The sequence below is a fragment of the Flavobacterium bizetiae genome (genome assembly GCF_024271895.1).
In the GTDB taxonomy this organism is placed as follows: Bacteria; Bacteroidota; Bacteroidia; order Flavobacteriales; family Flavobacteriaceae; genus Flavobacterium; species Flavobacterium bizetiae.
Genome location: NZ_CP091861.1, coordinates 2,857,450 through 2,871,200 on the forward strand (window position 1 = coordinate 2,857,450; position 13,751 = coordinate 2,871,200).

10 protein-coding genes are annotated in these 13,751 nt (G+C 31.9%); 8 read left to right on the forward strand and 2 right to left on the reverse strand.

Annotation, left to right across the window (positions count from 1 at the left end; all coding sequences use genetic code 11):
* Positions 1-14 precede the first annotated feature (14 nt).
* From L0669_RS12370 to L0669_RS12380, 3 genes are all read left to right on the forward strand, one after another.
* Entirely contained in the window at positions 15-1,250 is a 1,236-nt protein-coding gene (locus L0669_RS12370) for a cbb3-type cytochrome c oxidase subunit I (protein ID WP_263763869.1), read from the forward strand.
* A gap of 377 nt (positions 1,251-1,627) precedes the next feature.
* The gene (capB, locus tag L0669_RS12375) at positions 1,628-2,890 is read left to right on the forward strand and encodes a cysteate-C-fatty acyltransferase (RefSeq protein WP_099711537.1); all 1,263 of its coding nucleotides are present in this window, start codon (positions 1,628-1,630) and stop codon (positions 2,888-2,890) included.
* Between the two features lie 118 nt (positions 2,891-3,008).
* Positions 3,009-3,491: a hypothetical protein gene (locus L0669_RS12380; protein ID WP_263763872.1), complete on the forward strand. Its 483-nt coding sequence runs from the start codon at positions 3,009-3,011 to the stop codon at positions 3,489-3,491.
* A gap of 329 nt (positions 3,492-3,820) precedes the next feature.
* On the opposite strand, the gene L0669_RS12385 is transcribed toward L0669_RS12380, so the two are convergent.
* A complete protein-coding gene (locus tag L0669_RS12385; protein WP_173972369.1) occupies positions 3,821-4,939 on the reverse strand; it encodes a GTP cyclohydrolase in 1,119 nt (372 codons plus the stop codon).
* 53 nt (positions 4,940-4,992) lie between these two features.
* A complete protein-coding gene (locus tag L0669_RS12390) occupies positions 4,993-5,970 on the reverse strand; it encodes a transporter (RefSeq protein WP_263763874.1) in 978 nt (325 codons plus the stop codon).
* Between the two features lie 89 nt (positions 5,971-6,059).
* Here L0669_RS12390 and L0669_RS12395 point away from each other — a divergent pair, with 89 nt between their 5' ends.
* From L0669_RS12395 to L0669_RS12415, 5 genes are all read left to right on the forward strand, one after another.
* Positions 6,060-6,380 carry a DUF4834 family protein gene (locus L0669_RS12395; protein ID WP_228520363.1) on the forward strand — a complete coding sequence of 107 codons (321 nt, stop codon included), beginning with the start codon at positions 6,060-6,062 and terminating at the stop codon, positions 6,378-6,380.
* Positions 6,381-6,431: 51 nt separating this feature from the next.
* A complete protein-coding gene (locus tag L0669_RS12400; RefSeq protein WP_263763876.1) occupies positions 6,432-8,891 on the forward strand; it encodes a YfhO family protein in 2,460 nt (819 codons plus the stop codon).
* Positions 8,892-8,947: 56 nt separating this feature from the next.
* On the forward strand, positions 8,948-10,234 hold the full coding sequence (locus L0669_RS12405) for a glycosyltransferase family 4 protein (protein ID WP_263763878.1): 1,287 nt from the start codon (positions 8,948-8,950) through the stop codon (positions 10,232-10,234).
* 81 nt (positions 10,235-10,315) lie between these two features.
* On the forward strand, positions 10,316-11,785 hold the full coding sequence (locus L0669_RS12410; protein WP_263763880.1) for a lipopolysaccharide biosynthesis protein: 1,470 nt from the start codon (positions 10,316-10,318) through the stop codon (positions 11,783-11,785).
* 94 nt (positions 11,786-11,879) lie between these two features.
* Positions 11,880-13,532: a mechanosensitive ion channel family protein gene (locus L0669_RS12415; protein WP_263763882.1), complete on the forward strand. Its 1,653-nt coding sequence runs from the start codon at positions 11,880-11,882 to the stop codon at positions 13,530-13,532.
* Positions 13,533-13,751: the final 219 nt, after the last annotated feature.

A 13,751-nucleotide genomic window follows, 5' to 3' on the forward strand; every position in this document is an offset into this window, starting at 1 on the left:
TCTCGCTAAAAAAAATGAAAGTCCTGACTACAAGCGTACAAAAAAGCTGGATAATAGTTTGTTTTTTAAATTTTCTGATAGCCTCATTGATGGGGTTATTGATGCGTTTTTATTATTTGTTTCCTGTAAAACATATAAATTACAGTTTTTTGCTTCATGCTCATTCTCATGTAGCCATGTTAGGCTGGACGTATTTGATGATTTACGTTTTGATAGTTCATTTTTTTATCCCAAAACATAAAAGCAGTAAACCTATTTATAATCAATTGTTTTGGCTTACAGAATTTTCGGTTGTAGGTATGATGATTTCTTTTCCTGTTCAGGGATATGCTTTATTTTCTATTATATTTTCGACATTGCACATTTTGCTTAGCTATATTTTTTGTGGCCTGGTTTGGAGGGATTGTTGTAAAGGAAAAAGAACAGATAAAAAGTTACTTTTAGGAGCCATTCTATTCATGATTTTGTCTACAGTTGGGGTTTGGAGTTTGGGTCCGATAATAGGTATGGTGGGTAAACAGGGCATTTTATATCAAATTGCCATTCAGTTTTTTCTTCACTTTCAATTCAATGGATGGTTTTTGTTGGCTGTTTTAGCTTTGTTTTTAAAACAGTTTAAAAATGAAATAGACAAAGAGCAGTTCAAAGTATTTTTTATTTTGCTAATCGTCTCAACAATAGCAACAGTTGCATTTCCGGTCAGTTGGTATGTAAAAAATAATTTGATAATCGGTATTAATGCCGTTGGTATAGTGTTGCAGCTTATTGCGTTTGTATATTTTTATAAAATGCTAAAGCCACAAATTTCGTGGTTTAAAATCAGTTTAAGTGCTACGGCAAAAAAGGTATATAGTTTAGCAATCTGTTCTTTATTTCTTAAAATTATTGTTCAGTTGCTGCTTTTGATTCCTGATATCGCTTCGTCTTCACACCAAATTAGAGGTTTTGTAATAGGTTTTATTCATTTAACCACTTTAGGAATTATTACAGGATTTTTGTTTGGGATTCTGTTTCAGAATAAATTACTTTCAGCAAATTCTTCTTTAGTTCGATCAGGTGTAAAGTGTTTTATTGTGGGATATATTTTCACAGAAATAATACTGTTTCTGCAGGGCGGACTTTTTTACTTCAATATTGGTTTATTGCCTTTTTATTACGAATCAATTTTTGCGGCAAGCGCATTTATCGTTTTAGGTTTGATTTTGATTATTATATCAGAACTTAGAATAAAAAAAATAAGGGCCGATTAATTACAATCGCCCTTATTTCTTACTAATGAATCAATCTATTTAAAATGCGTAATTTTTAGTTTATGGTTTGCTGTTTGTTGTTAATATATAAGTTTGTTTAAAATCAATTTAGCTTTGTTTTTAATACAATGTAAAAGTAAAGGATAAACTTGTCTTTTATAATGATAAAAATCATGTTGCAAAATATAATTGGTATAAAATTTAAAAATCTTTTAATTCTAAATCTATTTATAGTCGGGAAGCGTTAGAAACAAATACGATTTGATCGATGTTATCTGATTATTTTTAATAAAAATAAAGGGCAAACTCGATTTTAGAATAATAATCATTATTTTTGCACCCTGTATAAATTAAAATTATTACTTCAAAATATATTTATGGTAAAAGATTTATTCGAAAGAATTCAGAACAATAAAGGACCATTAGGAAAATGGGCTTCACAAGCTGAGGGATATTTTGTATTCCCTAAATTAGAAGGGGAACTTGGTCCAAGAATGAAATTTGGTGGAAAAGATATTTTAAATTGGAGTTTGAATGACTATTTAGGTCTTGCTAATCACCCGGAAGTTCGTCAGGCAGATATTGATGCTGCTACTCAGTACGGTGCTGCTTATCCAATGGGAGCTCGTATGATGTCAGGTCATACTAAATACCACGAACAATTAGAAAATGAATTAGCTGAGTTCGTAATGAAACCAGCAGCTTATTTATTGAATTTTGGTTACCAGGGAATGGTATCTATCATTGATGCATTGGTAACTAAAAACGATATTATTGTATATGATGTAGATTCTCACGCTTGTATTATTGATGGTGTTCGTTTGCACATGGGTAAACGTTTTACCTACAAACACAATGATCTTGAAAGTATGGAGAAAAACCTGCAACGTGCTACTAAAATGGCAACAGAAACAGGTGGTGGAATTTTATTTATTACCGAAGGTGTTTTTGGAATGAGAGGACAACAAGGTAAATTAAAAGAAATTGTAGCCTTAAAAGAAAAATATAATTTCCGTTTATTAGTAGATGATGCACACGGTTTTGGTACTCTTGGTAAAACAGGAGCCGGAGCAGGTGAGGAGCAGGGAGTTCAGGACGGTATTGATGTTTACTTCTCTACTTTTGCAAAATCAATGGCTAATATTGGAGCTTTTGTAGCTGCTGATCAGGATATTATTGATTATTTGAAATATAACTTGCGTTCTCAAATGTTTGCAAAAGCATTGCCAATGATCCAGACAATTGGATCATTAAAACGTTTAGAATTATTGCGTAATCACCCGGAATTGAAAGACAAGCTTTGGGAAAACGTAAATGCATTACAAAACGGATTACGTTCAAGAAACTTTAATATTGGAGATACAAATACTTGTGTAACACCAGTTTATTTACAAGGAAGTGTGCCTGAAGCAATGGTTATGGTAAACGACTTAAGAGAAAACTATGGTATTTTCTTGTCGATCGTAATTTATCCGGTAATTCCAAAAGGAATAATTTTGTTAAGAATGATTCCAACAACTTCACATACTTTAGCTGATATCGACGAAACGTTAACAGCATTTGAAGCAATTCGTGAAAAATTAGAAAACGGTACTTATAAAGAAATTGCAAGCAGAACTACAGTAGATTTAGATGCTTAATTTCTAGAGAATAAATTCCTAATATGGGAATTATGTAAAAAAATCCATTCGTTATGCGAATGGATTTTTTTTATTTCAACTAAATTTATACTTATAAACCACAGTAAAAATAAAAAATATGAAAAAAGTATTAGCCATAACCGTAATTGTTTTAGTTGTTTTTGTGTCTTGTAAAAGGACAGAACCTGTGCCGGAAATAGCACCAAATCCTCCTAAAGCAGCTGAAATTGCAGAACCTTCAGGAGATCAGTGTTTTGCTTTTTCAAATGATAGCAGTAATGTTGAATTGAGTTTTAATGTTAATTCGCATCAGGAAGTAAATGGAAAACTAACGTATAAGTTATATCAAAAAGATAAAAACGAAGGAACGTTAATAGGAAACATGAAAGGAGATACCTTAATAGCAGATTATACTTTTATGTCTGAAGGAACTTCATCAGTTAGAGAAGTTGCTTTTCTAAAAAGAGAAAACACTTTTATTGAAGGTTACGGAGATGTAGCGGAAGCAAACGGAAAAGTAATTTTTAAAGATAAAAAGAAATTAAAATTCGATCCGAAAATGGTTCTTACAAAAGTAGACTGTAAACCTAAAGTAGAGTAAATTACTAAATAAAAAATCCATTCTAGAACGAATGGATTTTTTATTAGCATTAAAAGAAAATAATAACTTATTTCTTTGATTTAATTTTATCTAAATAATCATTTGAATTGCCGTTCCAATAGCATTTTATACAACGTTGATTTGTAAATTCATGCTCACAATTTTTATATCCGTATAAAATGTTTGAACATTCAGGACATAAATTTTGCATTAAAGAAGAATCTTTATAGAATTCACTTTTACATTCATCACAAGTTTCAATTTTAGACATTTATTGTTTTTGAATTATGTATGGCTGTGCTAATTTAATGCTTCGAATGAATACTTTATTAAAGATATTTCAAATACGTTTTTCTCTGACAGTGAATTTTTGGATCAAAGTTTTTCCATAGTAAATGAATCGCTGTATTGTCTGCTAATTCAGGAGTTCTGATACAAGTTTGAATTCCTTTTTCAGAAAAAGTTTTATAATATTCATCAAAAATGATGGCTGTAACTCCTTTATTTTGGTAATCAGGATGAACTCCGATAAGGTAAAAAACAACATCTTTACTCTTTTTTCGTGCTCTTAGTAAATGGATAAATCCAAAAGGAAATAGTTTTCCTTTCGCTTTTTGTAAAGCTTCAGAAAAACTAGGCATTACAATACTAAAAGCTACGAGATTATCATCTTTATCGACTACAAATTTGATGTATTCCGGATTGATGAAGCTGATATATTTCTTTTTAAAATATTCCTTCTGAACGTCAGAAATGGCTACAAAAGAAGCTAGTTTCGCATAAGAATCATTAAACAAATCAAACATTTTGTCTACATGAGGCATAATGTCTTTTGTTTTTGTAAAAGTCAGGGATCTTAAACCGTATCTTTTTTTAATCAATTCCTGTGCTTTAAGGAAAAATTCAGGTTTAACATTCGAAAACGGAAAAACACTTTCGATATATTCTTTTTCTACCTGAAAGCCTAATTGTTCGAAATGAGTTACATAATAGGGATTGTTATACCATGTAATCATGGTTCCCATTTGATCGTAACCTTCTGTAAGCACACCCACTTTATCAAGGTTAGAAAAGCCCATTGGGCCTTCAACATGCTCCAGATTATGTTGTCTTCCTAATTCATATACTTTTTCTAGTAAAGCTTTTGTTACTTCGATATCATCTATAACATCAAACCATCCAAAACGAACTTTTCTTTTATGCTGATTATTAACTTCTGCCCAGTTGATGATGGCAGTAATTCTTCCAACAATTTTATTGTCTTTGTATGCTAAGTAAAAATAAGCTTCGGCGTTATCAAAAGCAGGATTTTTTGTTTTGTCAAAAGACTCTAATTCATCTGCAATAATAGGCGGAACCCAATACGGATTGTCTTTATAGAGAGAAAACGGAAATTTGACATAGTCGGTTAATTCCTTTTTGGTTTTGGCTTCTTTAATTGTAATCATTAAGATTCAGTATGTAAGTTGTCTCTTTATTTAGAGAAGTTGATTATTAAAATTTATTCGTATTTCGATTTACGTTTTCTTTCTTTGGCCTGATAATCGATTTCTCTTTGTTCCATCTGATTATCCTTGTTCTTTTTGGCTTTTTCTTTTCCTTTAAATTCCATTTGCTTTTCTTTATAACTTCCGTCATAACGCCAGGAAACTCCAACTCCACCATATAATACAGAAGGTGTATTTTTGAAATTGGTACTTACAGAAGCATCCACCTGAAGATTAGAATTGATCAAATATGCCGCTCCGCCACGAACAATTGCATCACTGTAGAAATCGCTTTTGTAACCCTGATTTTCAACAAATCCTGACCATTTATCATTAAATCCGTGAGTTAATGTCAATACGTAACCATAACTAGGATAATCTGTTGTGATATAATCGGCAATAATATTGGTTACAAAAACCCATTTTCCGCCGCCAAATAAATTTTGGGTAATCAAAGCCACTTTTGGCGATATAGCAGATTGTGGTGAAAAGTAATACGGATTGTCAGCACCCGTAAAATTGGCTCCGGCAAAAATAGAAACTGCGGGAATTAATTCATGCCAGTTAAAACTATGATTGGCTTTATAACTATAGATATTAGCTTCTTTTTTGTAGTTTTTATAAGGATCGTAAACTAAATACTTTGCTCCTAAAACGGTTTGTTTAAAGTTATTCTTTTTGTAGCTGGTGTAAGGAGTATCAAAATTTTCCATTTGATATTGTATGTCCAGAATCAATTCTAGTTTTTCCAGAAAAGCACCATAACGCAGGGTTAAATCTGTACCAAAACCACTTGCATCATAATCTAATAAATCGTGCTTTTCTTTGATGCCGTAAACACCAAGTTCTGCCTGAATTACAGATTTTCCAACTGCATAAGCAGACATTGTTTCACCAGGACGATTAGAGTTAATAACATCAGTATACTGCGCGAAAAATAGTTGGGGAACTAAACAAAGAGCTGCAATAAATAAGTTTTTATTTTTTAACATAAACGTTTTTTTTGATTAAAAAGTAATAACGCATTTCAAATGTACTATATTTTATTATTTATTTAAGATTGATATTTTAATTTTAAACAATGGATTTATTAATTTTGGAAAAAAATTATATGATCATGCAAGAAGCATCTTTTACAAATTTGTTTAAAACGATAATGTGGATTATTGCGTTTTATTATATTTTTAAATTTTTAGCTAAAATATTTTTACCGGTATTGGTAAAGAAAGCAGTTGAAAAAGCAGGAGAGAATTTTCAGAGACAACAACAATATAGTCAGGATACTACATGGCAAAAAACACGTTCGAATAATGATGAAATTATTATCGATACGGCCAATGCAAAAAAGCCACGCGAAACCAAAAAGGTGGGCGATTATGTTGATTACGAAGAAATAGATTAAGTTTGTGTCCTAGAGTTATAGGATTCATCATTTAACCCAAACCAGTTTCAATTGAAAATAGTAAATAAGTTCTATCCGCATGCCCTTGTTATATTGGGCTTTATTATCGTTTCTTTAATTTATTTTTACCCGGTTTTACAGGGAAAACAAATCTTCCAATCGGATATTGCCCAATATACCGGAATGGCGAAGGAACAAAATGATTTTAGAGCTACAGAGCATTCTGAGCCTTATTGGACAAATTCAGCATTTGGTGGTATGCCAACCTATCAATTGGGGGCTAATTACCCAAATGATTTTATTGGACATTTAGATGATGTGTTGCGTTTTTTACCACGTCCTGCAGATTACCTATTTTTATATTTCTTAGGTTTTTACGGCTTATTATTAGTCTTAAAAACAGATCCTTTAAAAGCTTTTATTGGAGCCATTGCCTTTGGTTTTTCTACCTATTTAATTATAATTCTTGGAGTAGGACATAATGCAAAAGCACATGCAATTGCTTATATGCCGCTTGTTATTGCCGGATTTATACTGGTTTTTCAGAAAAAATATATTTGGGGAGGATTACTCACCATGTTTGCGGTTGCGTTAGAAATTAATGCGAACCACTTTCAAATGACCTATTATTTATTGATTTTCTTATTGATATTATCAGGTTATTTTGCTTTTAATTTTATTAAAGAAAAAGAATATAAACCTCTTTTAACTGCTATTGGCGTTTTGGCTGTAGCAGGAATTTTTGCTATTGGTGCCAATTCTACCAATTTAATGGCAACAAGCGAGTATGCTAAATTTAGTACCCGTAGCAACAGCGAATTGACTTTTAATCCTGACGGATCTAAAAAGACAAACGAAAATGCTTTAAGCCGCGAATATATTACAGAATATAGTTACGGAATTCCGGAAAGTTTTAACCTGATTGCTCCAAGACTTTTTGGTGGTTCTAATCATGAAAATGTAGGTACAGACAGCCGTATGTATTCGTTTATGATTGAGCAAGGTGTTCCTTCAGAGCAGGCTCAGGATTTTGTTTCAGGAATGCCAACGTATTGGGGAGATCAGCCTATTGTGGCAGCTCCGGCCTATATTGGTGTGGTTGTTTTCTTTTTGGGAGTTTTGGCATTATTTATTGATGATAGAAAAATAAAATACGTTTTTCTTGCTGGAGCATTAGTTTCTTTAGTGCTTTCATGGGGTAAAAACTTCGCTTTACTGACCGACTTTTTTATTGATTACGTACCAATGTATGATAAGTTTAGAGCTGTTTCATCGATTCAGGTTATTCTTGAATTGTGTTTCCCAGTTCTTGCTATTATGGGACTACAATCTTTCTTTAAAGCTAAAGATGAACCGAAACTACAACAAAAAGCGCTTGTGCAAACGGGTGTTTTTGGTATGGGAATAATCATAATCTTAGTTTTTGCTAAAAGCATGTTTCATTTTACAGGAAGCAACGATAATTACTTCTTACAAAGTTACGGACCGGCTTTTGTTGATGCTTTGAAAGAAGACAGAATGACATTGTATTCTGCTGATTTATTGCGTTCAGGATTTTTTATCGTGTTGACTTTTGGAATCTTGTGGCTGTTCATTAAAAACAAATTGGCTCAAAATACTACGCTAATTATCGTGGGTCTTTTAATGATTTTCGATTTGTTCTTTGTAGATAAAAAATATGTTTCGGCTAAAGACTTTGTGAGCCCTGCTCAAATTGCGGCTCCGTTTCAGGAAACACCATCTGATGCTCAGATCTTAAAAGATACAACACATTACAGAGTTTTTGAAGTAAACGGAAACATGTCAAGCGCGCGTGCTTCTTATTTCCACCATTCGTTGGGAGGATATCATGCAGCAAAACCGAGAAGAATGCAGCAGTTATTCGATTATCAGATTGCCAAAAACAATATGGAAGTTCTGGATATGCTGAATGTAAAATACATCATCCAAACTGATAAAGAAGGAAAAGAATTCCCGACTATAAATCCAAATACAAACGGAAATGCTTGGTTTGTGAGTACTGTAAAATTGGTCAATAAGCCAGACGATGTCATGAAAGCTTTAGACAATATTGATACTAAAAAAGTAGCCGTTTTTAATGTTCGTGAACACGAAGGTAAATTTAGAAGCGCTCGTTTAAAGAAGGAGTGGGATACAACCGGAACAATTAAAGTAGTACAATACAAACCAAATTATATTAAATACAAATCAGACAATAAGAAAGATGGTTTAGCTGTTTTTTCTGAGATTTATTATAAAAATGGCTGGAATGCGTATATCGATGGTGAATTAACAACTCATTTCCCTGTTGATTATGTTTTAAGAGCTATGGAAATTCCTGGTGGAAATCATACTATCGAGTTTAAATTTGAGCCTCAGGTTGTTAAAACCGGAAGTATAATTACTTTGATCAGTTCAATTGGAATGTTCTTATTGTTGATTGGTGGAATTTATTTTGAAAAATTCTACCGCAAAGATTCACAAAGAAATCAGGGAGTAAAAAATAAATAAAAGCTTTGGTGTGACTTAGTGAAAGCTTTGTGTCTCTGTGAAATAGAATAAACCTGATGGAACAAAAAAAACTCTTAATCATTACTTATTATTTTCCACCTGCCGGAGGACCTGGTGTGCAACGCTGGTTAAAATTTGTAAAGTATTTACCTGAATTTGGTGTTCAACCTATTGTTTACGTTCCTGAAAATCCAACTTACCCTATCATTGATGAAGGTTTAGTTGATCAGATTTCTGATAAGGCAATTATTCTGAAAAATAAAATTTGGGAGCCTTATCAATTGGCTTCTGTTTTTTCGAAAAATAAAACCAAGAAAATTAGTTCCGGAATTTTTCCTCATAAGAAAAAACAAACTTTCTTGGATAAAACCTTTCTTTGGATTCGTGGAAATCTATTCATTCCCGATGCTCGTGTTTTTTGGGTAAAACCCTCTGTGGCTTATCTTGAGAAATACATTAAAGAAAATAATATAGATACTATTGTAACTTCCGGACCACCGCATAGTTTGCATTTAATAGGTTTAGAATTAAAGGAAAAATTAAATGTAAAATGGTTTGCAGATTTTCGTGATCCGTGGACAACAATTGGGTATCATAAAGCTTTACGTTTATCAGGTTATGCTGCTAAAAAGCACAAAACTCTTGAACATAAAGTATTAAATACAGCAGATACCATCATCGTAACCAGTAAAACGACTAAAACTGAATTTCAGGCGATTACCAATAAGCCAATTTCGGTAATTACGAATGGTTATGATATCGAAAATGTAGAAAAACAAACTCTCGATACTAAATTTACTTTAGCGCATATTGGATCATTTTTGTCTGATAGAAATCCGAAGTTTTTATGGGAATGTCTGGTAGAATTACTTCAGGAGATTCCGGATTTTAAATCGCATTTAGAAATTAAATTGATAGGAGCAGTAAGTCAGGAAGTTTTAGATGCTATTGCAGTTTTTAATCTAAATGATTATTTGAATCTTTTAGGATATGTATCGCATCGCGAAGCCATTGCACATCAAAAAAAATCTCAGGTTTTACTTTTAATCGAGATTAATTCTGAAGATACAAAAAGCATTATTCCGGGTAAATTGTTCGAATATATGGTCTCAAATCGTCCCATAATCGCCATTGGACCAAACGGATCAGATTTCGCGGATATCATCAAAGAAACTAATACAGGAGTATTTTTTGATTATTCTGAAAAAGCGAAGTTAAAAAGTGTAATTTTGGACTTTTATAATCAATTTTTGGAAGGGAAATTACAATCTCATGGTGTTGGTTTACAACAATATTCAAGAAAAAGCCTTACTAAACAATTGGCACAATTGATTAGCGAATAAAAAGCAATAATAATTAAACAATCTATAGAGAGTAGAAAATCACAAATCTAAACTCTACAATCTAAAATTTGCAATCAAAACATGGGTATTGTTTTAAACCAGTCTTTCAAAAATACTATTATCACTTATATTGGTTTCGCTATTGGAGCCATTAACACACTTTATTTATACCCTGTTTATTTAGGTGCAACTTATTACGCTTTAACAAACTACATTTTGTCAGCAGCAAATGTTATTATGCCTTTGTTTGCTATCGGAATGCAAAATACGCTTGTTAAATTTTATTCCCAATATAAAACCGAAGAAGAAAGAGAAGAGTTTTTATCGTTTACGGCTTTATTTCCGATCTTAATGTGTATTCCGTTAGGGATTATTGGTGTTTTTTTCTTTGATGATATTACAGCATTTGTAACAAAGAAAAATCCTGTTGTAAAAGAGTTTATGTTTCTGATTCCTTTTATCGGGATTTGTATGGCTTACTTTGAAATTTTCTATGCGTGGGCGAGAGTACACATGCATTCTGTTTTCGGAAATTTTATTAAAGAAGTCGGACTACGATTATTCTCGACTTTTGCTTTGGTAGGTTTATATTTTCACTGGATGACACTTATTCAGTTTGTATATGTAACAGCAGGGATTTATTTCGTAGCCTTTATCGTTACGATGTTCTATGCTTTTTATATCAAAAAGCCAAAATTTCAAATCAATATTCCTCAGAATGTAAAAGATGTGATGGAATATACTTTTTACATTATTTTGTCAGGAAGTGTTGCCAATTTGCTTTTAGATGGTGATAAATTGATGCTGAATCAATATATGAAAATTGAAAATATCGCTTATTATTCTGTTGCTACCTATATTGCTTTGGTAATTTCAGTTCCAAGCCGTGCCATGCACCAAATTGTATATCCAATTACGGCAAAATTAATGCATGAGAACAAACATGATGAGTTGAATCAGCTTTACAAAAAGACCTCAATAAATCTGCAGATGGTGGGGGGGTTTGTAATGCTTTGCATATTTGTAAATATTAATCAGCTGTACGAATTGGTTCCTAAAGAATATAGCGGAGGAATCGCTGTTGTATTTATGATAGGATTGTCGAAGTATTTTGATTTGATTTTAGGAAACAACAATGCTATTATTTTTAATACTAAATATTACCGAATGGTATTGTATTTAGGATTGTTATTGGTGTTTTTAACCATTATATTAAACATGATTTTTATTCCGATTTTCGGAATCTTTGGTTCTGCTTTTGCTACTTTGTTGTCTATTACTTTATACAGTTTGGCAAAGCTTCTTTTTGTGGTGAAAAAACTTCATTTATATCCGTTTACCAAACAAACGATATATTCGATGTTGCTTACATTCGCTTTATTTTTACTATTTTATTTCTGGGAATTTCCTTTTTATCAATTGATTAGTATCGCGTTAAAATCGATTTTAGTAACTATTTTATATGTTTACTTGAATTACAAGTTTAATATCTCTCCTGATATTAACAAAGTAATCGATATGCTTTTGCGAAAAATAGGAATTAAAATTTAGTACGATTTTATTGAGAAAAGAGAAAGTAATTTAAATTCGAATCTATTTTGTCTCTATATTTGTTAGAAGGATAACCACTTATTGCTAACGAAATATGAAAAAGAAATTAATTTGTTTTTTAGCATTCTTTATTGTTTTGTTTTCTTCATTGGCTTTTGGTCAAAAAGATAGTCTGCAAACCTCAAAAACTACCGCAACTGAATTAAAACCAAAAGGTTATCCTGTAAGTCCATTTAAGGATACGCTTTTTTATGTTTATAATAAAGTGGGTTCTTTTTCTGCCGAAAACAGGGCAAATGCCATTACCGAAAAAATTAGAAAACTATACGAAGATTCTTTTTTTGAGAAAGATTCTATTTTGGTTGTTCCTTCGGATATTTCTCAGGATATCATATATAAGAATGATTTCATTATCATGTCGATCCTTGATGTTGATGCAAAAGCCGAAAATCAAACTGCCAGTTTTATTGCCAAACGAAATTTGAACGCAATAAAAAAAGCAGTCATTTATCAAAACGAAAATTATTCAATGCTTCCTAAAAGGCTTGCCTATACTGCATTGTTGATTCTTATTATCGGAATCATTTTATATTTTGTAGGTAAAATTTTCAATAGGATACGCTTACATATTCTTAAAAACAGCGATAAATACTTTAAAGGTTTTAGTTATAATAACATCACAATACTTTCGCCTCAAAAGCAACAAGGGCTGCTTATGCGATTGTATAGCTTTATAAAAGGGTTTACGTTGGTTTTGATTGTTTACTTTTCATTACCGCTATTGTTTAGCATTTTTCCGGCTACAGAAGCCTATACCACAACCTTATTACGATGGATTCTTACGCCTGCAAAATTGGCTGTAATGGGATTTGTTCATTTTCTGCCAAGCTTCGTTACAATCGTAGTAATCGTTTTTATTTTTAAGTATACCATAAAAGTAATCCGATTCTTTTTTGATGAAATAAAAAAAGAGAATATCAAAATTGATGGATTTTATAGCGATTGGGCAATGCCTACATTTAATATAATTCGGTTTTTGTTGTTGGCGTTTATGGTGGTAATAATATTCCCGTATTTGCCGGGATCAGATTCTCCAATTTTCAAGGGAGTTTCAGTTTTTGTCGGGATTTTGTTTTCATTAGGTTCTTCGAATGCCATAGCGAATATGGTTGCAGGATTGGTTATTACTTATATGCGTCCGTTTAAGATTGGCGATTTTATAAAAATTGGCGATGTAAGCGGAGAAGTAATTGAAAAAACAGCTTTGGTAACCCGAATAAGAACGCCAAAATTTGAAGATATTACGATACCCAATTCTACTGTTTTATCGAGTACTTCAACAAATTATTCTTCAAATACAAAACACGTTAATAATGGTTTGTTAATTCATACCACTGTTTCAATTGGTTATGATGTACCCTGGAAAGACATTCATAAAGCGTTGATAGAAGCAGCGCTAAAAACTGAACTGATAGAACAAACTCCATCACCATTTGTTCTGCAAACAAGCTTAGATGATTTTTATGTTTCGTATCAAATCAACGTCTATACGAAACACCCTACAAAACAACCGGTAATTTATTCTTCGTTGCATCAAAACATTCAGGATTCATTTAATGCAGCGGGAATCGAAATCATGTCACCACATTATAGTGCGCTACGCGACGGAAATAATACGACTATTCCTGAAAATTATTTAAAAGATGATTATGATGCACCTTCCTTTAATGTTAAAACCAAAAGCTAATAGGTTGAAAATGTGTTATTAATCTTAAAAATTTAACAGTGATTTGTTTTGAAGTTAATTTTATAAAAATTAACTTTAGCTGAGAATTTAGCAACACTTTACTAAAGAGGATAAAAAAGATCTCATTTAAGACAATAAAAGTGTGTGTTATTATGTTTATTAGGTTGGATTACCCCGCTCAATAAATGTTAAAAGCGGGAAATAATTTTTGCAGTATTT

Coding starts and splice junctions, on each gene's coding strand:
- L0669_RS12370 (WP_263763869.1), top strand. CDS start 15: ATGAAAGTCCTGACTACAAGCGTACAAAAAAGCTGGATAATAGTTTGT.
- capB (WP_099711537.1), top strand. CDS start 1,628: ATGGTAAAAGATTTATTCGAAAGAATTCAGAACAATAAAGGACCATTA.
- L0669_RS12380 (WP_263763872.1), top strand. CDS start 3,009: ATGAAAAAAGTATTAGCCATAACCGTAATTGTTTTAGTTGTTTTTGTG.
- L0669_RS12385 (WP_173972369.1), bottom strand. CDS start 4,939: ATGATTACAATTAAAGAAGCCAAAACCAAAAAGGAATTAACCGACTAT.
- L0669_RS12390 (WP_263763874.1), bottom strand. CDS start 5,970: ATGTTAAAAAATAAAAACTTATTTATTGCAGCTCTTTGTTTAGTTCCC.
- L0669_RS12395 (WP_228520363.1), top strand. CDS start 6,060: ATGGATTTATTAATTTTGGAAAAAAATTATATGATCATGCAAGAAGCA.
- L0669_RS12405 (WP_263763878.1), top strand. CDS start 8,948: ATGGAACAAAAAAAACTCTTAATCATTACTTATTATTTTCCACCTGCC.
- L0669_RS12410 (WP_263763880.1), top strand. CDS start 10,316: ATGGGTATTGTTTTAAACCAGTCTTTCAAAAATACTATTATCACTTAT.
- L0669_RS12415 (WP_263763882.1), top strand. CDS start 11,880: ATGAAAAAGAAATTAATTTGTTTTTTAGCATTCTTTATTGTTTTGTTT.